General features: G+C 73.0%; 25 protein-coding genes and 1 pseudogene. 12 read left to right on the plus strand and 14 right to left on the minus strand.

The features are described 5' to 3' along the window. Both AB0L74_RS02980 and AB0L74_RS02985 read left to right on the plus strand, forming a co-directional pair. Positions 1-508, plus strand: a pseudogene (locus tag AB0L74_RS02980) (DEAD/DEAH box helicase); the annotation flags it as partial. A gap of 106 nt (positions 509-614) precedes the next feature. Beyond that, entirely contained in the window at positions 615-1,508 is an 894-nt protein-coding gene (locus AB0L74_RS02985; protein ID WP_365644928.1) for an alpha/beta hydrolase, read from the plus strand. 243 nt (positions 1,509-1,751) lie between these two features. On the opposite strand, the gene AB0L74_RS02990 is transcribed toward AB0L74_RS02985, so the two are convergent. Next, a complete protein-coding gene (locus AB0L74_RS02990; RefSeq protein ID WP_365644930.1) occupies positions 1,752-2,657 on the minus strand; it encodes an NYN domain-containing protein in 906 nt (301 codons plus the stop codon). Between the two features lie 259 nt (positions 2,658-2,916). On the opposite strand from AB0L74_RS02990, the gene AB0L74_RS02995 reads away from it, so the two are divergent. Further along, positions 2,917-3,069: a hypothetical protein gene (locus AB0L74_RS02995; protein ID WP_365644932.1), complete on the plus strand. Its 153-nt coding sequence runs from the start codon at positions 2,917-2,919 to the stop codon at positions 3,067-3,069. A gap of 76 nt (positions 3,070-3,145) precedes the next feature. Here the strand turns inward: AB0L74_RS02995 and AB0L74_RS03000 are convergent, their stop codons facing one another. The 3 genes from AB0L74_RS03000 to AB0L74_RS03010 all read right to left on the minus strand — a co-directional run bounded on the left by AB0L74_RS03000 (position 3,146) and on the right by AB0L74_RS03010 (position 5,441). After that, positions 3,146-3,751, minus strand: coding sequence for a MarC family protein (locus AB0L74_RS03000; RefSeq protein WP_365644934.1), 606 nt, complete (start codon positions 3,749-3,751; stop codon positions 3,146-3,148). A gap of 74 nt (positions 3,752-3,825) precedes the next feature. Then, on the minus strand, positions 3,826-4,683 hold the full coding sequence (locus tag AB0L74_RS03005; protein ID WP_365644936.1) for a PHP domain-containing protein: 858 nt from the start codon (positions 4,681-4,683) through the stop codon (positions 3,826-3,828). A 116-nt stretch (positions 4,684-4,799) separates the two neighbouring features. Next, the gene (locus AB0L74_RS03010; RefSeq protein WP_365644938.1) at positions 4,800-5,441 is read right to left on the minus strand and encodes a DUF6758 family protein; all 642 of its coding nucleotides are present in this window, start codon (positions 5,439-5,441) and stop codon (positions 4,800-4,802) included. A 208-nt stretch (positions 5,442-5,649) separates the two neighbouring features. Here AB0L74_RS03010 and AB0L74_RS03015 point away from each other — a divergent pair, with 208 nt between their 5' ends. After that, entirely contained in the window at positions 5,650-6,873 is a 1,224-nt protein-coding gene (locus AB0L74_RS03015; protein WP_365644940.1) for an MFS transporter, read from the plus strand. A gap of 28 nt (positions 6,874-6,901) precedes the next feature. Here the strand turns inward: AB0L74_RS03015 and AB0L74_RS03020 are convergent, their stop codons facing one another. Then, positions 6,902-7,498, minus strand: coding sequence for a suppressor of fused domain protein (locus tag AB0L74_RS03020; RefSeq protein ID WP_365644942.1), 597 nt, complete (start codon positions 7,496-7,498; stop codon positions 6,902-6,904). Between the two features lie 581 nt (positions 7,499-8,079). Between AB0L74_RS03020 and AB0L74_RS03025 the strand changes: the two genes are divergently transcribed. After that, positions 8,080-9,198, plus strand: a complete 1,119-nt coding sequence (locus AB0L74_RS03025; RefSeq protein ID WP_365644944.1) for a magnesium and cobalt transport protein CorA — start codon at positions 8,080-8,082, stop codon at positions 9,196-9,198. A 24-nt stretch (positions 9,199-9,222) separates the two neighbouring features. Next, on the plus strand, positions 9,223-9,735 hold the full coding sequence (locus AB0L74_RS03030; protein ID WP_365644946.1) for a hypothetical protein: 513 nt from the start codon (positions 9,223-9,225) through the stop codon (positions 9,733-9,735). 29 nt (positions 9,736-9,764) lie between these two features. Here the strand turns inward: AB0L74_RS03030 and AB0L74_RS03035 are convergent, their stop codons facing one another. After that, positions 9,765-10,505 (minus strand): hypothetical protein, encoded by a 741-nt coding sequence (locus tag AB0L74_RS03035; protein WP_365644948.1) that lies wholly within the window; start codon positions 10,503-10,505, stop codon positions 9,765-9,767. A gap of 220 nt (positions 10,506-10,725) precedes the next feature. Here AB0L74_RS03035 and AB0L74_RS03040 point away from each other — a divergent pair, with 220 nt between their 5' ends. From AB0L74_RS03040 to AB0L74_RS03050, 3 genes are read left to right on the plus strand one after another with little or no spacing between them, the layout of a single operon-like run. Beyond that, entirely contained in the window at positions 10,726-12,006 is a 1,281-nt protein-coding gene (locus tag AB0L74_RS03040) for a CBS domain-containing protein (protein WP_365644950.1), read from the plus strand. Next, positions 11,996-12,595, plus strand: a complete 600-nt coding sequence (locus tag AB0L74_RS03045) for a DUF1003 domain-containing protein (RefSeq protein WP_365645083.1) — start codon at positions 11,996-11,998, stop codon at positions 12,593-12,595. The genes AB0L74_RS03040 and AB0L74_RS03045 overlap by 11 nt, the downstream gene beginning before the upstream one ends. Before the next feature lie 44 nt (positions 12,596-12,639). Further along, positions 12,640-13,773, plus strand: coding sequence for an Mrp/NBP35 family ATP-binding protein (locus tag AB0L74_RS03050; RefSeq protein ID WP_365644952.1), 1,134 nt, complete (start codon positions 12,640-12,642; stop codon positions 13,771-13,773). Positions 13,774-13,845: 72 nt separating this feature from the next. On the opposite strand, the gene AB0L74_RS03055 is transcribed toward AB0L74_RS03050, so the two are convergent. The 5 genes from AB0L74_RS03055 to sigE form a co-directional block, all read right to left on the minus strand. Then, entirely contained in the window at positions 13,846-14,526 is a 681-nt protein-coding gene (locus AB0L74_RS03055; protein ID WP_365644954.1) for a hypothetical protein, read from the minus strand. Positions 14,527-14,804: 278 nt separating this feature from the next. Further along, entirely contained in the window at positions 14,805-15,254 is a 450-nt protein-coding gene (locus tag AB0L74_RS03060; RefSeq protein WP_365644956.1) for a sec-independent translocase, read from the minus strand. A 192-nt stretch (positions 15,255-15,446) separates the two neighbouring features. Continuing rightward, on the minus strand, positions 15,447-17,237 hold the full coding sequence (locus AB0L74_RS03065) for a trypsin-like peptidase domain-containing protein (protein WP_365644958.1): 1,791 nt from the start codon (positions 17,235-17,237) through the stop codon (positions 15,447-15,449). A 112-nt stretch (positions 17,238-17,349) separates the two neighbouring features. Then, positions 17,350-18,342 (minus strand): zf-HC2 domain-containing protein, encoded by a 993-nt coding sequence (locus tag AB0L74_RS03070; protein ID WP_365644960.1) that lies wholly within the window; start codon positions 18,340-18,342, stop codon positions 17,350-17,352. Further along, the gene (gene sigE, locus AB0L74_RS03075) at positions 18,339-19,124 is read right to left on the minus strand and encodes an RNA polymerase sigma factor SigE (RefSeq protein ID WP_365644962.1); all 786 of its coding nucleotides are present in this window, start codon (positions 19,122-19,124) and stop codon (positions 18,339-18,341) included. Before sigE ends, AB0L74_RS03070 begins: the two co-directional genes overlap by 4 nt. 199 nt (positions 19,125-19,323) lie before the next feature. On the opposite strand from sigE, the gene AB0L74_RS03080 reads away from it, so the two are divergent. Continuing rightward, positions 19,324-19,998: an O-methyltransferase gene (locus AB0L74_RS03080; protein ID WP_365645085.1), complete on the plus strand. Its 675-nt coding sequence runs from the start codon at positions 19,324-19,326 to the stop codon at positions 19,996-19,998. Positions 19,999-20,092: 94 nt separating this feature from the next. Here the strand turns inward: AB0L74_RS03080 and AB0L74_RS03085 are convergent, their stop codons facing one another. Then, the gene (locus AB0L74_RS03085; protein WP_003966491.1) at positions 20,093-20,260 is read right to left on the minus strand and encodes a DUF3117 domain-containing protein; all 168 of its coding nucleotides are present in this window, start codon (positions 20,258-20,260) and stop codon (positions 20,093-20,095) included. Positions 20,261-20,636: 376 nt separating this feature from the next. On the opposite strand from AB0L74_RS03085, the gene AB0L74_RS03090 reads away from it, so the two are divergent. Continuing rightward, the gene (locus tag AB0L74_RS03090; RefSeq protein ID WP_365644964.1) at positions 20,637-21,440 is read left to right on the plus strand and encodes an enoyl-CoA hydratase-related protein; all 804 of its coding nucleotides are present in this window, start codon (positions 20,637-20,639) and stop codon (positions 21,438-21,440) included. Positions 21,441-21,471: 31 nt separating this feature from the next. On the opposite strand, the gene AB0L74_RS03095 is transcribed toward AB0L74_RS03090, so the two are convergent. Together AB0L74_RS03095 and AB0L74_RS03100 are read right to left on the minus strand one after the other, a co-directional pair. After that, the gene (locus tag AB0L74_RS03095) at positions 21,472-22,056 is read right to left on the minus strand and encodes a DNA-3-methyladenine glycosylase I (RefSeq protein ID WP_365644966.1); all 585 of its coding nucleotides are present in this window, start codon (positions 22,054-22,056) and stop codon (positions 21,472-21,474) included. After that, positions 22,053-22,430 carry a DivIVA domain-containing protein gene (locus tag AB0L74_RS03100; protein WP_365644968.1) on the minus strand — a complete coding sequence of 126 codons (378 nt, stop codon included), beginning with the start codon at positions 22,428-22,430 and terminating at the stop codon, positions 22,053-22,055. Before AB0L74_RS03100 ends, AB0L74_RS03095 begins: the two co-directional genes overlap by 4 nt. A 243-nt stretch (positions 22,431-22,673) precedes the next feature. Here AB0L74_RS03100 and folP point away from each other — a divergent pair, with 243 nt between their 5' ends. After that, positions 22,674-23,534 carry a dihydropteroate synthase gene (folP, locus tag AB0L74_RS03105; protein ID WP_365644970.1) on the plus strand — a complete coding sequence of 287 codons (861 nt, stop codon included), beginning with the start codon at positions 22,674-22,676 and terminating at the stop codon, positions 23,532-23,534. Positions 23,535-23,549 lie beyond the last annotated feature (15 nt).

Genomic DNA, 23,549 nt, shown 5'->3' on the forward strand with positions numbered 1-23,549 from the left:
CACCGCCGCCAAGGCGGAGACCACCGGCGCCGACACGGCCGAGGCCACGGAAACCAAGCCGCGCCGCACCCGCAAGGCCACCGCCGCCGCGGAGCCCACGACGGAGACGGCCGAGCCCGCCGAGGCCAAGCCGCGCCGCACCCGGAAGACCGCCGCCAAGGCGGAGGCCCCGGAGGCTTCGGAAGCCGCGGAGGCCAAGCCGCGCCGCACCCGCAAGGCCACCGCCAAGGCGCAGACCCCGGAAACCCCGGAGGCTTCGGAAGCCGCGGAGGCCAAGCCGCGCCGCCGCACCCGGAAGGCGGCCGCCGAGGCGGAGCCCGTCACCGCGGACATCCCGGCGCAGGCGACGCAGGAGCCGGAGGCCGCGCCGCGCCGCCGCACCCGCAAGGCCGTGGCGGCCGACGCCGGCGAGCCCTCGGGCGAGGCGGCCGAGGCCAAGCCGAAGGCCCGCCGCACCCGCAAGGCCACGGCTGCCGCCGCTCAGCCCGCGGAGTCCGCGGAAGGCTGATCTCCTCCGGTCCCCGTCCAGCCCGGTCCCGCCCCGCGCGGGACCGGGCCGCGCGGGACCGGGCCGGCGTCGTCCGGGCCACCGCGGCGCCCGATACGCTCTGCCCGTGAGCAGGAACGCCGCCTTCGCCCCGCCGCCGAACGCGCGCACGTACCGTCTGCGGACCGCGCGCGGCGAGTTCGCCGTCGTCGATTCGCCCGTGGCCGGCGGTGCCGAGCCGAAGGGCGTGGCGCTGATGCTGCCGGGGTTCACCGGGAGCAAGGAGGACTTCACCCTGCTGCACGAGCCGCTCGCGGCGCGCGGCTACCGTACCGTCGCCGTCGACGGAAGAGGGCAGTACGAGACCGACGGGCCCGCGCACGACGAGTCGGCCTACACCCAGCGGGAACTGGCGCGGGACGTACTCGCGCAGGCCGCCGCCCTCGGGCCGCCCGTGCACCTGCTCGGGCACTCCCTCGGCGGCCAGATCGCCCGCGCCGCCGTACTGCTCGACCCCTCCCCCTTCCGCTCCCTCACCCTGGTCTCCTCGGGCCCGGCCCAGATCTCCGTCTCCCAGCAGCAGCGCGTGAAGCTGCTGCGGGAGGCGCTGGCCGTGATGACGATGGAGCAGGTGTGGGAGACCATGCGGGCCATGGGGCCGCCCGAGGAGGCCGGCGGCCCCGTCCGCGGCCCCGTGGACGAGGAGCGGCTGCGCCAGCGCTGGCTGGGCACCCGCCCGGCCCAGTTGCTCGCCACGGGCCGCCAGCTGTGCACCGAGCCGGACCGGGTCGCCGAACTGGCCGCGCTGCCCCTGCCGTTCCACGTCGTGTCGGGGGAACGCGACGACACCTGGCCGGTGCCGCTCCTCGACGACATGGCCGTACGGCTGCGGGCGCGCCGGACCGTCGTTCCCGGTGCCGAGCATTCGCCCAACACGGACCGGCCCGTGCCGACCGCGCGTGCCCTCGCCGGCTTCTGGGATGGCGTACCGGGTCCGCGGACGGCCGCCGCGAGCCGGTAGGCCCGGCCGCCCGGGCCCGGCCGCCAGTGCCTCGGCAGGCAACGTTTGCCCGTCGAGGAGCGGTGTCCGGCGCGTGCTCTGGGGTCCCCCCGGCCGAAGGCTGGGGGGAGTGCCGGGTGCAAGTCCTCGTACTGGACGTACTTGGTGCTTGTGCCCGGTGCGGCGAGTGGGGGTCCCCTGCTCGGAGAGCCCGGGGGAGCGTGCCGGGCGTCGCTACGGGGCGAACGTTGCCTGCCGGGGCACTTAGTACTGCGTCTGCAAGTGGTCCCAGAACCCGTCCCGCAGCGCCCGCCGCAGATCGGCCTGGCCGCGCAGCGAGTACTGCAACAGCTCCTCCGCCTCCACCAGGAGGTCCTGGTCGACCGACCCGGGAAGGTACGGGTGGCCGGGCAGCAGCTCGACCAGTGCGTCCCTCCCCCGGGCCGCCAGCCACTTGGCCGCGATCTGCGCGCCGACGAAGCGGACGTCCTCGCGGGCCGGCCGGGCCGTCCCGGCCGGCTCGAAGGCGGGGGCCGTGCGGCGGGAGACGTACGGCTTGAAGAAGTCCAGGTCGAGGGTGCGCTGGCTGTCGACCTCCCACAGCAGCGGCTCCGCCTGGTTGCGCCCCTCGGGGGCCTCGATGCCCCACAGATGGACGCGGGCGCCGAAGCCCTGGGCCGCCTCGACCGCCGAGACCAGGTCCTCGTCGCCGCCGAGCAGGGCCGCGTCGCTGATGGCGCGGTGCCGGGCCAGTGACTCCAGATCGGAGCGGATGAGGGAATCGACGCCCTTTTGCTGGTTGTTGGCGTTGAGGTTGCCCAGGCGGACCTTCACGTCCGGGAGCTCGGCGATGGACTGCTGCTCGGCGGTGTGAATGCGGCGCCGGGCGCCGTCGTACCAGTAGACCCGCAGCAGCCGGCTGTCCGCGAAGATCGAGCGGGCCCGGTCGATCAGCGCCTCGATCAGCCCTTCGGCGTCCAGGTCGAAGGCCCGGCGGTCCTCGGTCCCGGCCACCAGCCGGCCCGCCGCGGCGTAGAGATACCCGGCATCGACGAAGATCGCGTGGGTAGACGGAGTCTTCGCCACCTCGGCGAGCATGCGCTGCAACAGCTCGTTGGTGCGGTCGATGCGGGCACTGAGGGCCGCGAGGTCGTCGTTCATTCCTGCCATTGTCCCGGCGGTCACACTGCGAACACAACCGGTCCCGATCGGTCCCTCAGAGTCCCCCCGAGTCCTCCAGCTCAGGCGGCGGCGATCAGGAACGAACGCTTACCGAGCAGTAATTAGTCGTTCGAAAATTTTCTTTAGCGTAGGGAATGTTTGTAACAAACAGCGCGTTGACTATGAACGGAACCGGGAGCACCACTGCCCCGGCTTCCCCACCAGTAGTTCTCCTCAGGAGGATGACCAGACGAAGGGAGAGGCACACATGCGTTTTGAAGTCATGCGACTCGACGACATCGACGGTACGCCCGTCGACACCACGGTCGTGGACGCCGCCTCCGTCAACCGAATCGTCCAGCAGGCCGCCGCCATCGGGCAGCGCCTGTGGATCCGCCCGGCCGCCGCCCCGGCCTCGTAGCGCGGAGTCTTCGCATACGACGCGGGGAGCCCCTGTACGGACCTGCCGTACAGGGGCTCCGTCCGTGTGGCGCGCCTCAGGCGCCCTGGATCACCTGCGTGAGGCCGTTGATGATCTGCTGGACGGCGATGGCGGAGAGCATCATGCCCGCGAGCCGCGTCACCAGCACCACGCCGCCGTCCTTGATGACCCGGATGATCAGCAGTGAGTAGCGCATCGCCAGCCACAGCACCACGTGGATGGCGAGGATCGCCGACCACACCGACACCTGCGCGGTGACGCTGTCGGCCTTCTGCACGGCGAGGATGACCGACACGATCGCACCGGGCCCGGCCAGCAGCGGCATGCCCAGGGGCACGAGCGCGACGTTGACGTCCTTGGTCTGCTTGGGCTCGTCGGTCTTGCCGGTGAGCAGGTCCAGCGCGATCAGCAGAAGCAGCAGCCCGCCCGCGATCATCAGCGCGGGCACGGACACGTGCAGGTAGTCGAGGATCCGGTGCCCCAGCACACCGAAGACGGTGATGACGCCGCCGGCGACGCAGACGGCCTGCGCGGCCATCCGCCGCTGCGCCTTGGCGGGCCGGCCGGCGGTCAGGCCGAGGAAGATCGGGGTGATCCCTGGGGGATCCATGATGACGAACAGGGTGAGGAACAGGGAGCCGAAGACGGCGACGTCGAACATGGGTATGCCTTGCGGGGTGGTCCGGGGAAGTGCGGGAAGAGCGTGCCGAGGCCGGCGCGCGGGAGCGGGCGGCCTCAGGCCCCGCCGGCCCCCGGCACCGGGAACGCCCCGAACGCCCGTCGCGTGATCTCCCCGTACACCTCGGGGTCGGTCGTGTACTCGCCGAGCCCGCAGGTCTTCCGGCTGCCGTGGTAGTCGCTGGACCCGGTCACCAGGAGCCCCAGCTCCTTCGCCAGCCCGCGCAGCCGCGCCCGGGTGCCGGCGTCGTGCTCCATGTGGTCGACCTCGATGCCGTCGAGCCCGGCGGCGGCCATCTCCGCGATCGCGGCCTCGGGCACCGTACGGCCGCGCTTGACGGCGGCCGGGTGCGCGAAGACCGAGACCCCGCCGGCGCCCTTGATCAGCCGGATCGCCTCGAAGGGGTCGGTCTCGTGCTTCGCCACGAAGGCCCGTCCCCCGTCGGCCAGCCACTGCTCGGTGAAGGCGTCGCTCACGGTGGGCACCACGCCCAGCTCGACGAGGGCGGAGGCGAGGTGCGGACGGCCGACCGAGCCGTCGCCGGCCAGGCGCGCGACCTGCTCCCAGGTGACCGGCACGCCCAGCTCGTTGAGCTTGGCGACCATGCCCTTGGCACGCGGCACCCGGTCGTCCCGGACCAGCTCCCGCTCGGCGAGCAGCCCCGGCTCCGCGGGGTCGAAGAGGTAGGCCAGCATGTGCATGCTGACGCCGTCGAGACGGCAGGAGAGCTCCGCTCCGGTGACCAGCGTCAGCCCCTCGGGCAGCGCGGCGACCGCCTCGGCGTGTCCGCGGGTGGTGTCGTGGTCGGTCAGCGCGACGACGTCCAGACCGGCCGCGGCCGCTTTGCGTACCAGCTCGGCCGGGGTGTCCGTACCGTCGGACGCGGTGGAGTGGGTGTGCAGATCGATGCGCACGACGCTGACTCCAGGCGATGACGGTACGGAAGGGGACGCTCAAGGATAACCGGATTCTCGCCTGCCCCTGTCACAGCCGAACCAGCAGTACGCCCCCTACATCGCCACCCGGCCCCTCAGGGCTCGATCAGCCGTGGGGACAGCGCCCCGCACGGCACCAGCTCCACCTCGGCGCCGGCGTCCCGCAGATCGGCCAGGACCAGCTCGTCGTACATCAGCAGCCCCGACCGCTCGGGCCACACCACGGCCCACAGCCACATACCGAGCGCCTCGCCGGCGAAGACGGCGCGGTCGGCCGGGGCGCCGGAGACATGCCACAGCGGGGTGGGCCGCCCGCCGGCCAGCACCTTGGCCTGGGCCGGCTTCCCGACGTCCAGGTACGGCCCCGGATCCGGGGCGTCGATGCCCGCGTACCGCGCGCCGAGACCGACGCCGAGTTCCTCGGCGACGAGGATCAGCTCGCCCATCCCGCCGAGCGGGCCGGGACCGGAGCAGGCCACCGCCGTGGCGCGTCCGCCGCTGCGGTCGTCGCCGGCGCAGGCCACGCCGGTGAACAGCCAGCCGACCGGCAGCGGCCAGGGCATCCACACCGGCACCTGGGTGCGGTGGACGACGACACTGAGGGCCTCGACGCTGGGCGGGATCACGGGCTGGAGCGGATACACGGAGCCGTGCACGTCACACTGCCAGGAATCGGCGAAGAGGCCGGGAGCCCTGACCCGGCCACCACACTTCGGGCAACTGGGTTCGCCCCTCATAGAGCTCCACGGTCCTCCCCCTGTCCCGTCACGTCAAGGACGATCACCCATCCGGACGGAAAGCGGCGGCGCGGGTCGGCCCGGAGAGTTAGATGTATGTTGCATTAGTTAGACGATCTAACTTACTATGTGTATACACCAACCATTTCCGGACCTCTTGCACCGACCATCCGCTCATCCACCGGGACCGGTCGGGATTGGAGCAAGCATGGACCCGTTCGACGCGGGAGCCGGCAGCATCCTGAAGCAGCCCAAGGCGGTGTGGGCGACCGCCGGCGCGTCCGTGGTCGCCTTCATGGGCATCGGACTCGTCGACCCGATCCTGCCGTCCATCGCCCAGGGGCTGAACGCGAGCGCCAGCCAGGTCTCCCTGCTGTTCACCTCCTACTTCCTCATCACCGCCCTCGCGATGCTGGTGACCGGATTCGTCTCCAGCCGTATCGGCGGGCGCAAGACCCTGCTCCTCGGCCTGGCGTTCGTCGTGGTCTTCGCGGGCCTGGCCGGCACCTCCGGCACGGTCGGCCAGCTGGTCGGCTACCGGGCCGGCTGGGGACTGGGCAACGCGCTGTTCGTCTCGACGGCCCTCGCGGTCATCGTCGGCGCCGCGGCCGGCGGGAGCGCCGCCGCCATCCTGCTGTACGAGTCGGCGCTCGGCCTCGGCATGGCCTGCGGCCCGCTGCTCGGAGCGCTGCTCGGCGACGCCAGCTGGCGCTATCCGTTCTTCGGCACCGCGTTCCTGATGGCCGTCGGCTTCCTGTGCATCACGGCGTTCCTGAAGGAGCAGCCCAGGCCGGCCCGCCGGACCTCGCTGCTGGACCCGGTCAGGGCACTGGGCCACGGCGGGCTCGCCTCGGCCGCCGTCTCGGCGTTCTTCTACAACTACACGTTCTTCACCGTGCTGGCGTTCACGCCGTTCGTGCTGAACATGACCCCCTACAAGTCGGGGGCCGTGTTCTTCGCGTGGGGCGTGCTGCTCGCCGTGTTCTCGGTGATCGTGGCACCGCGGATGCAGCAGCGGTTCGGCTCCCTGAAGGTACTGGGCGGCTCGCTGGTGCTGCTCGCGGCCGACGTGCTCGTGCTCGGGTACGGCGACCACACCACCGCCGTCGTCTGCACGATCCTGTCCGGCGCCTTCATCGGCGTGAACAACACCGTCTACACGGAGCTGGCCCTCGGCGTCTCCGACGCGCCCCGGCCGGTGGCCAGCGCGGGCTACAACTTCGTGCGCTGGTTCGCGGCGGCGGCCGCCCCCTACCTCGCGCCGAAGATCGAGGAGTGGACCGACATCCACATCCCGTTCGCGGTGGCGGCCGTCACCGCGCTGGCCGGTGCCGCCGTGGTCGCCGTACGGCGCCGGGCGCTCACTCGCGAAGCGGTGGAACTGGAGCCGAAGCACGCGACCGAGGACGGGGTCTCGGCGTTCGCCGGCTGACGGCGGCGCCCCTTTCCGCCGGGACCGGTCACTCCAGCGGTACGGACCCGCGGGACGGATCCCGCAGGTCCGTACCGTGCGTCAGCCAGCGCTCCTGGAGGGCCTGGGCGCCGTGCACCCGCTTCCAGGCGGCCTCGTTCGGCGTCATGGGCAGCAGCGGCAGGAAACGGACCGGGTCCAGCGGCGCGTCGAGCTCCAGGTCCTCCACCAGGCCGCCCGGTTCGGCCACCAGCACCGAGGTGAACGGGGCGCCCGGCCACAGCGGCTCGCCGACGTCCAGGGAGGCGCCGGGGGCGACGACCACGCCCTCCACCTGCGGGGACGCGGCGAGCACGGCGAGCGGGCGGAGCACCTTGCCGGTGTCGGCGCGCCCGGCCCGCACGGAGAGGACCAGTTCGGCGCGGGGGCCCTTGACCGGGTCGGCCAGCATCGCCGTGGGATCCGTCATGGGGTGCGCGGACATCCCCAGGGTGGCGTAGCGCACGATGTCGCCCTCCGGGCCGCCGCCGGGGAAACGGAGCACCTCGATACGGTCCGTGCCGACGAAGGTGACGGCCGCGCGGGCGTCCGGTTCGCCCAGCGCGGTACGCAACCGGGCCTCGACCAGAGGAAGAACATCTGCCATGCGGCGAGCATAGAACTCGTCAGCGGCGGGCAAAGCGGCACCTTGACACACCGGGCGGCTGATACTCTGGGCCGGTGGTTCGGGGCCGCACGCAGAAGCGTCCGACATCAGGCCCCGGCGCAGATGAAATCTCCCCTACGGGGAACCCCTACAGGGGTGTGGATCGTCCCTCACGAGGGACCGGCCGGAGGAGGTGGGGCTGGCATGGACCGAAGTCGACCGTGCAGTACCACCCGCTCTTCCGGCCGCTGATACAGCCGCTCCGGTTCCGCCGGTTCGACCCGGCTCCGCCGGCTGCCGCCTCTTGCGCTCGCGCCTTCACGCGGAAGAGCACTTCGTCTCGTTTTGCCTGATCGGTCTGATCTCCTCTGGTCCGCATCAGTAGCTGAATCAGTAGCCATCGGTAGCCATCAGCAGCGAAAACCCGCCACCGCGACGGTGCGGTGCTCCCCGCTTTGTGGACGCGCCAAACATCCTTCCCCTGCCCGAGGGCGGGGAGGCGCTCAGTCCGGACGTCCTCATTCCGGGTAGTTCCACCCGTCACCGGCGCCGCTCGCTGCCCGTCGCGAAGGAGCCTGCCCATGTCGATGATCCGTGACCTGCGTGCCGTGGTGCGTCCGTCGTCCCGCGTCTCGCTGCGCAAGGAAACCGGCACGTACGACACCACCCGCGACCCCGCGACCGCCTCCGCGGTCGTCGACTGCGCCGTCTACCGCGACGGCAGGCGGGTGGAGACCGCCGCTCCGCTCACCCCGCAGGAGGCGATGCGCCTGGTGCGCCGCGACGGCGGGTTCGCCTGGATCGGCCTGCACGAGCCCACGGAGGCCGAATTCGCCGGGATCGCCCGCGAGTTCGGGCTGCACCCGCTGGCCGTGGAAGACGCCGTCCAGGCCCATCAGCGGCCGAAGCTGGAGCGCTACGACGACTCGCTGTTCACGGTGTTCAAGACGATCCACTACATCGACCACGACCGGCTCACCGCCAACAGCGAGGTCGTCGAGACCGGTGAGGTGATGTGCTTCACCGGGCGGGACTTCTTCATCACCGTCCGGCACGGCGGGCAGGGCTCGCTGCGCGGCCTGCGCCGCCGCCTCCAGGACGATCCGGAACTGCTCGCCAAGGGCCCCTCGGCCGTGCTGCACGCCATCGCGGACCACGTCGTCGACGGCTACATCGCGGTCGCCGACGCGGTGCAGGACGACATCGACGAGGTCGAGACGGAGGTGTTCTCGCCGGGCCGCAAGGGCAGCCCGCGCGGCACGGACGCCGGCCGCATCTACCAACTCAAGCGCGAGGTGCTGGAGTTCAAGCGGGCGGTGTCCCCGCTGCTGCGCCCCATGCAGCTGCTGAGCGAGCGTCCGATGCGGCTGATCGACCCCGACATCCAGAAGTACTTCCGGGACGTCGCCGACCACCTGGCCCGGGTGCAGGAGCAGGTCATCGGCTTCGACGAGCTGCTGAACTCGATCCTCCAGGCCAACCTCGCCCAGGCGTCCGTCGCGCAGAACGAGGACATGCGCAAGATCACCTCATGGGCCGCCATCATCGCCGTACCCACCATGGTCTGCGGCGTGTACGGCATGAACTTCGAGCACATGCCGGAGCTGCGCTGGCGCTACGGCTATCCGCTGGTCCTCGGGGTCACGGTCGCCATCTGCCTCGGCATCCACCGCACGCTCAAGCGCAACGGCTGGCTGTGAGGGTGCCTCGATAGGCTGGGGAGCATGACAAGCGAGCTGCTCGACCGGGCCCTCATCGAGGAAGCCACCAAGAAGTCCGGCCTCGTCTGGGTCAAGGGACCGGCGGGCCCGGCCCGCGCGCTGTGGCACGTCTGGCACGAGGGCGCGGCGTGCGTGGTCGGCGACGGTCCGGGCGAGCAGCCGCTGGCGGGGCTGGCCGGCGGGGACACCGCCGAGGTGACGGTCCGCAGCAAGGACAAGGGGGGCCGGCTGGTCTCCTGGACGGCGACGGTCGTGGAACTGGCGTCCGGTACCGAGGCGTGGCAGGCGGCGGTCGCCGAGCTCAAGGGCAAGCGGCTCAACGCCCCCGACGGCGAGGCGATGCCCGAGCGGTGGGCCCGCGAGTGCCGGGTGCTCCGCCTGGAGCCCACGGGTGCCACCCGGCCGCTGCCCGACGGCTCCCTGGCCGCGGCGCCGGTGGCGACCCCGGCGACGACGCGCCGTCCGGTGCCCGCGGCGCTGCCGCGGCTGCTGCTGAAGCGGCGCAAGCGGCGCTGACGCCCCCTGGCGGTTCCGGCGCCGCGGCCCTATGACTCCGGCAGCTGCCCGCCGTAGTCGAGGGTCTCGTCCTTGGCCGGCTCCTTCAGCGGGAAGTCCTTGCCCCAGTCGGAGAAGCCGAGCGTGCCCGCGCTGCCCGCCCGGGTCAGGCGCAGCGGGTACGGCTTCCCCTCCAGGGAGACGTCCAGGGAGCCGCCGGCGCCCTGGTCGCCGGTGATGCGGACGGTGCGCAGCCCCGCCCGCTCGTGCCGCCCGTCGGTCTCCACCTTGCCGTGCAGGGTCAGCAGACCGTCGAGGAGGACGTCCTTGTAGGTGAAGCCGCTGAACTTCTTGTACGAGGGGTCGCCCTGCGGCACCTTCACGTACTTGCCGGCCAGCTTCTCGGCCGCGGCGGCGTCGGCGTCGCCGTCATGGCTCCAGAAACCGGCGTCGGCCTTGAGGAAGAGCTGCTCGCCGACGCGCAGCAGCCGGAAGGTGGTTCCCTGGGAGGTGACCGAGCCGGTGCCGCCCTCGGACTTCAGCCGCATGTCGAGGGTGTAGGTGCGCCCGCTGGTGACCACGGAACCGTGCAGGCGTACGGCGTCGACGGACTCGGCGGCGGCGCGGGTCTTGCGCTGGATCTGCTCGGCGGAGAGCTTGCCGACCCCGTTGGTGCCCGCGTCCGGGTCCTCGCCGCCGCACCCCGTCAGCGCCGCCCCCGTCACCATCAGCGCGCACATCGCGCTCGCCAGCGCGGCCCGGCGGTCACGGCCCTGGGCAATCACGGTCACAGGTGGGGCTGCCTTCCTGACGGGGGTCTCAACGGCGTACCGCAGAGTACCGGTGCCGCGCGGGGCGGGCGGAGCCAGTCCGTCCGGCCCGCCCGCCAGAGCGGAGCCGATGGGTACGGGCTAGCCTGAAGCCCACCCGAGCGGGCATTCCGGATAAGGAACGCACCTGACGACAGCCTCGACGAAACCTCCCGTACGGACAGGAAAAGGAGCCGCGGCCATGGCAGCGGGCGCCCCCCGGATCTTCGTCTCGCACCTCTCCGGTGTCGCCGTCTTCGACCCGAACGGCGACCAGGTGGGGCGCGTGCGGGATCTGGTCGTCATGCTCCGGGTGGGCCGCAAGCCTCCCCGGATGCTCGGGCTGGTCGTCGAACTGCCCACCCGCCGCCGCATCTTCCTGCCCATGACCCGGATCACCGGCATCCAGTCCGGCCAGGTGCTGTCCACGGGTGTGCTCAATGTGCGGCGGTTCGAGCAGCGCCCCACCGAGCGTCTCGTCTTCGGCGAGCTGCTCGACCGGCGGGTCACGCTCGTCGAGACCGGCGAGGAGGTCACCGTCCTGGACCTGTCGGTGCAGCAGCTGCCCCGCCGGGACTGGGAAATCGACCGGGTGTTCGTGCGGAAGGGCAGGAAGGGGGGCGCCTTCCGGCGGGCCAAGGGCGAGACGCTCACGGTGGAGTGGTCCGACGTGACCGGCTTCTCGCTGGAGGAGCACGGGCAGGGCGCCGAGAACCTGCTCGCCACCTTCGAGCAGCTGCGCCCCGCCGACCTCGCCAACGTCCTGCACCATCTGTCCGCCAAGCGGCGGGCCGAGGTCGCCGCCGCCCTCGACGACGAGCGCCTGGCCGACGTGCTGGAGGAGCTGCCCGAGGACGACCAGATCGAGATCCTCGGCAAGCTGGCGGAGGAACGCGCCGCGGACGTCCTGGAGGCGATGGACCCCGACGACGCGGCCGACCTGCTCGGCGAGCTCCCGGAGGAGGACAAGGAGCGGCTGCTGAGCCTGATGCAGCCCTCCGACGCGGCCGACATGCGGCGCCTGATGGCGTACGAGGAGCACACCGCGGGCGGTCTGATGACCACCGAGCCGATCGTGCTGCGCCCGGACGCCACCGTGGCCGACGCCCTCGCCCGCGTCCGCAACCCCGACCTGTCCCCCGCCCTCGCCGCCCAGGTCTACGTCTGCCGGCCGCCCGACGACACGCCCACGGGCAAGTACCTGGGCACGGTCCACTTCCAGCGCCTGCTGCGCGACCCGCCGTACACGCTGGTCGGCTCGATCATCGACGACGACCTCCAGCCTCTGGAGCCGGACGCGGCGCTGCCCGTGGTCGCTGGGTTCTTCGCCGCGTACGACATGGTGGCGGCGCCCGTCGTCGACGAGGCCGGGTCGCTGCTGGGGGTGGTCACCGTGGACGACGTCCTGGACCACCTGCTGCCCGAGGACTGGCGGGAGACCGAGTACCACCTGGAGGAGGGGGTGGGTGCCGATGGCGCCTGAGCGGGAGACGGCCCGGGAGCGCGCGGTGTCGGGGGCGACGGCCACCGGCCGGCCCCGGGGCCCCCGGCTGGACCAGCCGCGTCCGCCGCGGCGCCGGGTGCTGCCCGAGTGGGACCCGGACGCCTTCGGGCGGCTGTCGGAGCGGATCGCGCGCTTCATCGGCACCGGGCGGTTCCTGGTCTGGATGACCGTCGTGATCATCGTGTGGGTGGTGTGGAACGTCAGCGTCCCCGCCGGTCTGCGGTTCGACGAGTACCCGTTCATCTTCCTGACGCTGGCGCTGTCCCTCCAGGCCTCCTACGCCGCCCCGCTGATCCTGCTGGCGCAGAACCGGCAGGACGACCGGGACCGGGTCAACCTGGAGCAGGACCGCAAGCAGAACGAGCGGTCGATCGCGGACACCGAGTACCTGACCCGCGAGATCGCGGCCCTGCGCGTCGGCCTCGGCGAGGTCGCCACCCGGGACTGGATCCGCTCCGAACTCCAGGACCTGGCCAAGGAGCTGGAGGAGCGGAAGAACGGCCACCGCCACAAGGCCGGCGTATTCCCGGCGGAACGGCCGGACGGGAGTGACGTACACGACCGCTGACAGGGCTTTCCGGGGGGTGCGGGCGGCGCCGTACCATCGTGCTTATGGCTACGGAAGACGCGGTGCGCGAAGCACTGGCGACGGTGAACGACCCCGAGATCAACCGGCCCATCACGGAACTCGGGATGGTCAAGTCGGTGGAGATCGGCGCGGACGGGGCGGTCGCGGTCACCGTGTACTTGACGGTCTCCGGCTGTCCGATGCGGGACACCATCACCCAGCGCGTGACGGAGGCGGTCTCGCGGGTCGAGGGCGTCACGCGCGTCGACGTCACGCTCGACGTCATGAGCGACGAGCAGCGCAGGGAGCTGGCGGCGGCCCTGCGCGGCGGCCAGACCGAGCGTGAGGTGCCCTTCGCCAAGCCGGGCAGCCTCACCCGGGTCTACGCGGTCGCCTCCGGCAAGGGCGGAGTCGGCAAGTCCTCGGTCACGGTGAACCTGGCCGCGGCGATGGCGGCCGACGGGCTGAAGGTCGGTGTCGTGGACGCCGACATCTACGGCCACTCCGTGCCGCGCATGCTGGGCGCCGACGGGCGTCCCACCCAGGTCGAGAACATGATCATGCCGCCGTCGGCGCACGGTGTGAAGGTCATCTCCATCGGCATGTTCACCCCGGGCAACGCCCCGGTCGTCTGGCGCGGCCCGATGCTGCACCGCGCGCTCCAGCAGTTCCTCGCCGACGTGTACTGGGGCGACCTGGACGTGCTGCTGCTCGACCTGCCGCCCGGCACCGGCGACATCGCGATCTCGGTGGCCCAGCTGGTGCCGAACGCGGAGATCCTGGTCGTGACGACGCCTCAGCAGGCGGCGGCCGAGGTCGCCGAGCGGGCCGGCTCCATCGCCGTGCAGACCCACCAGAAGATCGTCGGCGTGGTCGAGAACATGTCGGGCCTGCCCTGCCCGCACTGCGGTGAGATGGTCGACGTGTTCGGCACCGGCGGCGGGCAGCTGGTCGCCGAAGGCCTGACCCGCACGACCGGTACCAGCGTTCCGGTGCTCGGCTCCATCCCGATCGACGTCCGGCTGCGCGAGGGCGGCGACGAGGGCAGGCCGGTCGTCCTGAGCGACCCGGACTCCCCGGCGGGCTCGGCCCTGCGCGCGATCGCGGGCAAGCTCGGCGGCCGGCAGCGGGGCCTGGCGGGCCTGTCGCTGGGGATCACGCCGCGCAACAAGTTCTGAGTCCGCGGACTCCGGAACACCGCGGGTTCCGCGTCAGGGGGCGCCGTCCGGCCGGACGGCGCCCCCCTCGCGTCATCCCGCCTGCGCGTAGGCCGTGATGTCCTTGATCGCGGCGAAGCCCAGGCCGTAGGCGCTCATGCCTCTGCCGTAGGCGCCGAGGTGGACGCCCCGCTCGGTGGACCCGGCGAGCACCCAGCCGAACTCGGACTCCCGGTAGTGGAAGGTGGTGGGCGCGCCGTCCACGGGCAGGGACAGCGTCGACCAGTGCGGTCCGTCGAGGTCGTCGGCGAGCACCCAGGCGGTCTCCGTCTGCTGCTCCAGCCAGTCGTCGCGCAGGGAGTGGTCCATCTGGCCGGGCCAGGTGAACGACAGCAGGCCCACACCGGCCAGCCAGGCCGCCGAGGACACCGACGTGGCCTCCAGCACCCCGGTGCCGTCCGCGCTGTGCCGTACGGGGTTGGCGGCGACGGTGACGACGACCGCGAACTTCTCCTTGGCGTCCTTGTCGCCGCCGGCCGTGTGCTCGTTGCGCACCGACGGCTCGTCGCCGTGTCCGACCGAACCGTGCTCCACGGCCCCGTCGGCCGCCATGCCGACCCGCATCAGCCAGCGCGGCCCTGAGAACTCCTCGTCCAGGCCGTACCAGGGGAAGGGCGCCCGCAGGTAGCCGTCGACCGTGCGCCGGGCGGAGGGGACCTGCTGACCGCTCTCCGCGCCCGGCGCCTGCGCGACCGCCTGTCTCGTCGTCTCCATGTTCCCGGACGCCTCCTCGCTCTGGCCGGACCGGAACGGTCCGCCCCCCATCGGGCGACGCTGCTGGTTCACGCACGGCCCGCACGACAACTCGGCAGCATAGCCACCCCGCTGGGGGCCGCAGGGAAACCGCCCGGCGCGTGGGGCCGCCCGGGCGGCGCGTTGCAGGCGTGCGCGACCGGAATGGAGTAGGAAACACCTCGCATACGGCCGCAAAGGCGGCGGGCCTGGCCGCGCGGCACCGCGCGGAGGCGGGGAAGGCGCCGGGCGCCCTGGGCTCAGGTGGCGTCCGCGTCGAAGGGCGGGCGGTCGTCGCGGGCGGTGGACTCGGGCTTCTTCGTCATGTCGACCCGGCCGCCGGACGAGCCGGACGCCGTGCCGCCGGACGCCGGGGACGGCCCGGAGTCGCGGCCGTGGACCGCGTCCGCGACCTCGGCCATCTCCTTCTTCAGGTCGAAGCCGTTGCGGATCTCCTTCAGCCCCAGGTCGTCGGTGTCCAGCTGCTTGCGGATGAACGTCTTGGGGTTGAGGTCCTCGAACTCGAAGTCCTTGAACTCGGGGCCGAGCTCCTGCCGGATGTCCTGCTTGGCGCTCTCCGAGAACTCACGGATCTTCCGGATCGTGCGCGTCACGTCCTGGATGACCTTGGGGAGCTTGTCCGGACCGAACACGAGCACCGCGAGCACGATGAGCGTGACCAGCTCGAGCGGTCCTATGTCATTGAACACCTGAAGCTCCTTGCGATGTCCTCGGTCCTCGGCCCTCGGGCTGGTCTGTGCGGCGGTGCCTGGTCGATACGGCGGCACGCGGGTCTTCCGTGGTCCGGGCCGCAACCACGGTACCCGCCGATCCCGTCCGACCGGTACCGTCCCGTGACCTCCGGGTGTGTGTCCGTGCTCGCTTTTCGCGGTGTCCGCCCTTCAGTGACCGGTGGCGGAACCGAGCACCAGCGACACCTTGCGCTCCTCGCCGTCGCGTTCCACGGTCAGCTCCAGGCGGTCGCCGGGGCGGTGGGCGCGGGTCTTGACGATCAGTTCCTCACCGGAGCGGACGCGCTGCCCGTCGACCGCGGTGATGACGTCCCCCGGCCTGATCCCCGCCTTCGCGCCGGGCCCGCCCGCGGTGACCGCGGGACCGCCGTCGCCGCCCTCGGTGCCGACGCGGGCGCCGTCGCCCGGATAGCTCATGTCGAGCGTGACACCGATCACCGGGTGGGTCGCCCGGCCGGTGTTGATCAGCTCTTCGGCGACGCGCCTGCCCTGGTTGACCGGGATGGCGAAGCCGAGCCCTATGGAGCCGGCCTGGCCGCCGTCCGGGCCGGTGCCGCCGTCGGCGGAGCGGATCGCCGAGTTGATGCCGATGACGCGGCCCCGCGAGTCCAGCAGCGGGCCCCCGGAGTTGCCCGGGTTGATGGGCGCGTCGGTCTGGAGGGCGTCGACGTACGAGACGTCGCTGCCGTCGCCTTCTCCGCCGCCGGCCGTGATGGGCCGCTCCTTGGCGCTGATGATGCCGGTGGTGACCGTGCCCTCCAGATCGAAGGGGGAGCCGATGGCGACGACGGGGTCGCCCACCCGCACGCTGTCGGAGTTGCCGAGGGGCAGGGGGGTGAGCCCGCGCACGCCCTTGACCCGTACGACGGCGAGGTCGTATCCGCTGTCCCGGCCGACGACCTCGGCCCGGGCGGTGGCTCCGCTGTGGAAGGTCACGGAGATCTCGCCGTCGCCTCCGGCGGGCTTCACGACGTGGTCGTTGGTCAGGATGTGCCCGCGGCCGTCGAGGACGAAGCCGGTGCCGGTCCCCTCCTGCGCCGAGCCGCTGACGTGGAGCGTCACCACGCTCGGCAGCGCCCGGGCCGCGATCCCGGCCACGCTGTCCGGGTCCCGTCCGGCCGGTTCCTTGCCGGCCTGTGGGAGCTCCACGGTGCCCACACCGCCGTTGCGCTCCAGGTAAACGCCCGCGACGCCGCCGGCGGTCCCGGAGACGACGGCGAGCAGCGCGGCCCCGCCGGCGAGTGCCTTCCGCGCCCGCCCGCGCCGCTGCTCCCGGCTGAGCACGGCGGCCCCGGTCTGCTGGAGGGGCGCGGGAGCGACGGCCCACGGGTCGTAGCGGCGCCACGGGTCGGACGGGACGGGGGGCTGCTGCGGACCGGCCGGGGAGTGCGCCGCGGGGGCCGTACCGGGCGCCACGGGGGACGGCGAGCCCGCCGGGGGCGGTGGCGTCGGCCCCGGCGGGAGCAGCGGCGTACCGTGCGCCGGGGTCGCCGCGGGGTGTGGGACGGGCGGTGCGGGGGCCCAGGGGCCCGGCTGGCCGTACGGCGGGGTGTCGTACGGGTCGGGATCGCCCGGGTGCCGCTCACCGGCCGGGACGGCCGCCGCTGCGGACGCGGTGGGCCCGGCCTCGTCGGCGGCGACCGTGGCGGCATCGCCCGTGTGACCGGTGCCGCCGGGGCGTGGGTGGTGCGCTCCGGCGCCGGAACCGGCCGCCGGGGTCCCGCCCTCATCGCCGGCGCGCGGGCTTCCGCCCGCGTCCGTCAGAGGCCGTTCCAGCTCGTAGTCGCCGTCGTCCGCGACCGGCCGGGCCGGCGTCGCGGGGCGCGCCAGTTCGAAGTCGCCGTCGCTTCCGTCCGCGGCCGGGCCGTCCCCCGGTCCGGCGGGGGCCTGGGGGCGAGGCCGACCCCACCACGTCGCCTTCGCGGGCTTCCCCTCGTTCATGCTCTCCCCACCGCCGGCCGCAGATCGTCGGCTCCGCAGGCGTGGCTCGCCTCCGGGGCGCCACACCGGATTCAACCAGGTTCAGCCACGCGTGCGCAGATTCCCGTTCCCGTCAGGGGGCCGGCGGAGTGGCGGAGGGGGCCTGGGCGGGGGCCGTGCCGGGTGCGGCGAGCAGGCCCGGAGCGGTGGAGGTCACGGGCCAGGAGGTCAGGGCGAGCGGCGGGAGGGCTTCGAGCGGACGTATCAGCGGGGACAGCACGGCGCTGCCGGCCGGCAGCGGGGCGGTCAGCGCCCGCATGCCCTCCGTCCGGTGCCGGCCGGGCCCGGTGGCGGGCAGCCCGGGCAGCAACGGCGCGGAGACCGCGGTCGGCGCCACAGGGGTGTCGCCGAGCGACCGCTGGCCCTGTACCTGGGCCGGCAGCGGGCCGGCCGAGCGGCGGCGCTGGCTCTCGGGGACCCCCGTCGCGCCCGTGCCCTGGGTACGCGCCGGCGTGACGTTGCTGCCGGAACCGGAGCCGCCGCGCGCCTCCGAGGTGGTGTCCGGGGTGCCGGCGGTGACGCCGCCCAGCGCGATCGCGGCCAGCGACACGGCCCCGGCCGCCGCGAACGCGAACCGCAGTCCGCGCGAGGCGGACCGGTCGCCGTCGGGCCGGCCGACGTCGTGCACCCTGAAACCCCGGTCCGGCGCGGAGAGCGGCAGGACGGAGGAGTGCGGCCGGGAGGGGAGGTAGCCGAACTCGAACCGCTCGCTCCGCCTCCCGCCGAAGAGTCCGGCGCCGCCGTGCCGTCCGGGCAGCCCCACGCGCTCGTCGGGAAGTCCGCCCCCGCCCAGCGGGGAACCGCCGTCGTCGCCGCTCGCCCCGGGCAGGCCCTGGAGGCGGGCCAGGAAGCTCTCCGAGGGCGGCGGCGGCGCCGCCTGGGCGAAGACGTTCTTCAGCCGGCGCTGCGCGTCGACCTCCGCCTTGCACTTCGGGCAGGTGGCCACGTGCGCCAGTACGCGCTCACGCGCGTCATGACCGAGCTCGCCGTCCACCAGGGCCGCGAGTCGGTCTCCCAGATGCTGCTCCGCGAGGTGTCCCTCGGAGGTGGGCCGTGATCCGCTCACGCGCTCGCGCCCCCTCCTCCCAGTGCGGGAACGCGGGGCACGAAGGAGCGGCGCTCGGCGCGCGCCTGCGGGGAGCGGTGCGCGAGCGCCTTGCGCAGCTGGGAACGGCCGCGGTGGATCCGGGAGCGGACCGTGCCCAGCTTGACGCCGAGGGTCGCGGCGATCTCCTCGTAGGACAGTCCCTCGATGTCGCACAGGACGACCGCGGCCCGGAACTCGGGGGCGAGGGTGTCCAGGGCCTGCTGGACGTCCGCGTCGAAGTGCGCGTCGTTGAACGCCTGCTGCGGGGTGGGCTCCTTGCTGGCCAGCCGCTCGGCCGCGTCCTCGCCGAGCGCGTCGAAGCGGATGCGCTGCTTGCGGCGGACCATGTCCAGGAAGAGGTTGGTGGTGATGCGGTGCAGCCAGCCCTCGAAGGTGCCCGGGGTGTAGGTGGACAGCGAGCGGAAGACGCGGACGAAGACCTCCTGGGTGAGGTCCTCGGCGTCGTGCTGGTTGCCGGTGAGGCGGTAGGCGAGCCGGTAGACGCGGCCGCTGTGCGTGCTGACGATCTCCTCCCAGGTGGGCGGAGTCCACGCCGGCCCGTCCGCGTCGCTGGAAAAGGTCGCGGTCCGGTCGTAGCCGGCGGTACGTCCGGCGGCGTGGCTGGGGTCAGCAGCGGTGTCGTTCACGGATTTCGGCCTGCCCGCCGACCTGAGAAGGCGCCGCAGCACTCCTTCCCGATCCCCAGGCGCGGCCGCACCTCCCCTGTCGGCTCTGGTGGTGTCCAGTGGAGCCCCTACCATAGCCACCTCGCCCGTTAGCTCCGGATAAGCGGTTTTACGAGAATTTGATCTGGGCTGATCCGGCTCGTACCGCGGCGTCCGCGCGCCCCCAGGGTCCCCGCCCATCCGTCGCCTCCCCGCGCAGCCCGGCCGTCTCTGTGCCTTCTTCCTTCTTCCCTTCGAACGACCGGTCCCATCTGCGGGTTCCCGACGCCAACGGATACAGTCACGCCCGAGGCAACCACGGGGACAGGAGAGGGTCATTACCGGCAACCGGCAGACGAGCTGGGCGTTCGCCGACGCCTATGTCGCCGAGGACGACGCGGTGCTCTGGGCCCGCGACCGGGCCCGCGAGGCGGGGCTGCGCTCGGTGTCGCCCGGTACGGGCGCGGCGCTGCGGTTGCTCGCCGCCACCGTGGACGCCAAGGCGGTCGCGGAGATCGGGACCGGCTGCGGTGTCTCCGGGATCCATCTGCTGCACGGCATGCGGCCGGACGGGGTCCTCACCACGGTCGATCCGGAGCCGGAGCACCAGCAGTTCGCCCGCCAGGCGTTCCGGGCGGCGGGCTTCGCCAGCAACCGGGCGCGCTTCATCCCCGGCCGGGCGCTGGACGTGCTGCCCCGGCTCGCGGACGCCGGCTACGACCTGGTCTTCTGCGACGGCGACCGCCTGGAGTACCCGGAGTATCTCGCCGAATCGTTGCGGCTGCTGCGTCCGGGCGGGGTCGTCGTCTTCGAGGGCGCCTTCGCCAACGGGCGGACGGTGGACTCGGGGCCGCAGCCGACCGAGGTGCTGCGGCTGCGGGAGCTGCTGCGGACGGTGCGGGAGAGCCAGGAGCTGGTGCCCTCGCTGCTGCCGGTGGGCGACGGCCTGCTGTGCGCGGTGAAGCGGTAGCGGCCCGCGGGCCGGGCCGCCGGCCCCGTACACGCAGTCGCCCCGGCACCGCGTGCGGCACCGGGGCGACTGAACGGCTATGGTCGCTTGCGCGTCAGCCGACGACCTTCTTGAGGGCGTCGCCGAGCGCGTCGGCCTCGTCAGGGGTCAGCTCGACGACGAGTCGACCGCCGCCTTCGAGCGGAACGCGCATGACGATGCCCCGCCCCTCCTTGGTCACCTCGAGCGGGCCATCACCCGTCCGCGGCTTCATGGCCGCCATGCTCGTTCCCCTTCCTGATACCAGCTCACGTCAAAGCCGACGGCCCCCTAAGGGCACGCGCGGTCCGGCTAGGGACACGCGACACCGGCATCGAACACATTGCTTCCAAGCCATTATCCCGCATCTCAGGACCCGATGACCAACATCGGTCCGCATCGCTTGGGCAACGCGCGGGAGCAAAACCACTCAATTCGGCGATGCGGCTGCGATACTGCGCGCCCGCGCCCACTTCCGCCGAAGGGCCCCGGACCGGACCTCTTTGACGCAGGTCACACCGTGCGCGCCGTCCGCCGCCGGTGATCTCCGTCATGCTGTCCAGCAGACACCGGACGTACCGAGCGGTACGCCCGCAGCCGCGACACGGAGGGGATACGCCATGGCCGACACCGTGCTCTACGAGGTGAGCGACGCACTGGCGACGATCACGCTGAACCGCCCGGAGGCGATGAACGCGCTGAACACCGAGACCAAGGTCGCCCTCCGGGACGCGGTGCGGTCCGCGGCGGCGGACGACGCCGTACGGGCGGTGCTGCTGACCGCCGCCGGGGACCGGGCGTTCTGCGTCGGCCAGGACCTCAAGGAGCACATCGGGATGCTCGGCGCCGACCGGGAGGCCGGCTCGGGGCAGACGATGAGCACCGTGCGGGAGCACTACAACCCGGTCGTGCGGGCGCTGGCCGGGGCCCCCAAGCCGGTGGTGGCCGCCGTGAACGGCGTGGCGGCCGGGGCCGGCTTCGGCTTCGCGCTCGCCGCCGACTACCGGATCGTCGCGGACACGGCGGCGTTCAACACCTCCTTCGCGGGCGTCGCGCTCACCGCCGACTCCGGCGTCTCCTGGACCCTGCCGCGCGTCGTCGGCCCCGGCCGCGCCACCGACCTGCTGCTCTTCCCCCGCAGCATCGGCGCGCAGGAGGCGTACGAGCTGGGCATCGCGAACCGGGTCGTCCCCGCCGCCGAGTTGCGCGCCGAGGCCGAGCAGGTGGCGCGGGCGCTGGCCGCCGGTCCCACGGTGGCGTACGCGGCACTGAAGGAGTCCGTGGCGTTCGGGCTGACGCACTCCCTGGAGGAGGCGCTGGAGAAGGAGGACGAGCTCCAGACGCGGGCGGGGGCGTCCGAGGACCACGCCATCGCGGTGCGGGCGTTCGTGAACAAGGAGAAGCCGGTGTACCGGGGGCGGTGATCCGCGCCCGGGCCGAATGACCGGCTCCGGCTCAGCGGCGGCGTGCGGCGCAGTCCGCCAGGTGGTCGTCGACCAGGCCGCACGCCTGCATCAGGGCGTACGCCGTCGTGGGGCCCACGAAGCGCAGCCCCCGCTTCTTCAGGGCCTTGGACAGGGCGGTCGACTCCGGGGTGATCGCCGGGACGTCCGCGAGAGTCCGGGGCACGGGGCGTCCGGCCGGGTCGGGGGCGTGCGACCAGACGAGCTCGTCCAGTTCGCCGGGGGCCCAGCCGGCGAGCACGCGCGCGTTGGCGAGCGTCGCGTCGATCTTGGCGCGGTTGCGGATGATGCCGGGGTCGGCGAGCAGGCGCTCGCGGTCGGCGTCTGTGAAGGCGGCCACCTCGGCGATCTCGAAGCCGGCGAAGGCGGCGCGGAAGCCGGGGCGGCGGCGCAGGATGGTGATCCAGGACAGGCCGGACTGGAAGGCTTCCAGGCTCAGGCGTTCGAACAGCGCGTCGTCGCCGTGGACGGGGCGGCCCCACTCCTCGTCGTGGTAGGTCACGTAGTCGGTCGTGGACAGCGCCCAGGGGCAGCGCAGCGCGCCGTCCGGCCCGGCCGCGGCGGCACCGGCGCTCACCGCTCGCCGTCCTCGGGCTCGGGCTTGTCCGTGGAGACAGGGGCGGGCCGGTCCGCGGGGACGGGGGCGGCGGCGCGGGCCCCCGCCAGCGCGGCCTCCAGGTCGGCGATGCGGGCGTCGCGTTCGGCGAGCTCGGCGCCGAGACGGGCCAGGGCGTCGTCGACGTCGGCCATGCGGTAGCCGCGCACGACCAGGGGGAAGCGCAGACGCTCCACGTCCGCGCGGCCGACCGGCCGGTCGGGGGGCAGGGCGTCCTGGAGCCGCTCGGGAGCCGCCTCGGGCAGCGGGCCGCTCTCCCCGCCGCCCACCACGGCGAGTGTCACCGCGGCGACCACGACGGCGAGGGCGACGACCAGGAACAGGAACATAACCATCGCTTGAGGTCCCCACGCTCGGAGCCGGCGCGCGCGGCGCCGGCGAGGAAGTGTCGAGTCGGCTTCAGCCCCGGCCGGCCGTGCCGAAGCCGCACCCCCGGAGTCGAAATATGTCAGGGTCCGATCGTGCCATGCGACGCCGACCGTTAGGGTCGCAGGCGGCCGAAGCCCGGGAGAGACCCGGGACATACCCGGGGAGACCCCCGGGGCACACCCGGCACGTATGAGGAGAGGTCACAGGGGATGCTCAGGCTGGGCAGGCGGGAATTCGAGCCGCACGAGCCGGTGATCATGGCGATCGTGAACCGGACCCCGGACTCCTTCTACGACCAGGGCGCCACCTTCCGCGACGAGCCCGCGCTCGCGCGCGTGGAGCAGGCCGTGGCCGAAGGGGCCGCCATCATCGACATCGGCGGGGTGAAGGCCGGCCCCGGCGAGGAGGTGACGGCCGAGGAGGAGGCACGGCGCACGGTCGGGTTCGTCGCGGAGGTGCGGCGGCGCTTCCCCGAGGTCGTGATCAGTGTCGACACCTGGCGCCACGAGGTCGGCGAGGCCGTCTGCGAGGCGGGCGCGGACCTGCTGAACGACGCCTGGGGCGGCGTCGACCCCAAGCTCGCGGAGGTAGCGGCGCGCCACGGGGCGGGGCTGGTGTGCACCCACGCGGGCGGCGCGCAGCCGCGCACCCGGCCGCACCGGGTCACGTACGAGGACGTCATGGCCGACATCCTGCGGGTGACCCTGTCGCTGGCCGAGCGGGCGGTGGAACTGGGCGTGCCCCGGGAGTCGGTGCTGATCGACCCCGGGCATGACTTCGGCAAGAACACGCGCCACAGCCTGGAGGCGACCCGGCGGCTCGGCGAGATGGTGGAGACCGGGTGGCCGGTGCTGGTGTCGCTGTCCAACAAGGACTTCGTCGGGGAGACACTGGACAAGCCGGTGAAGGAGCGGGTGCTGGGCACGCTGGCGACGACGGCGGTGTCGGCCTGGCTCGGCGCGCAGGTGTACCGGGTGCACGAGGTGGCGGAGACCCGGCAGGTGCTGGACATGGTGGCGTCGATCGCCGGCCACCGCCCCCCGGCGGTGGCCCGGCGGGGCCTGGCGTAGCGAACCCGGCCCCCG

The organism is Streptomyces sp. NPDC052020 (assembly GCF_040680575.1).
In the GTDB taxonomy this organism is placed as follows: Bacteria; Actinomycetota; Actinomycetes; order Streptomycetales; family Streptomycetaceae; genus Streptomyces.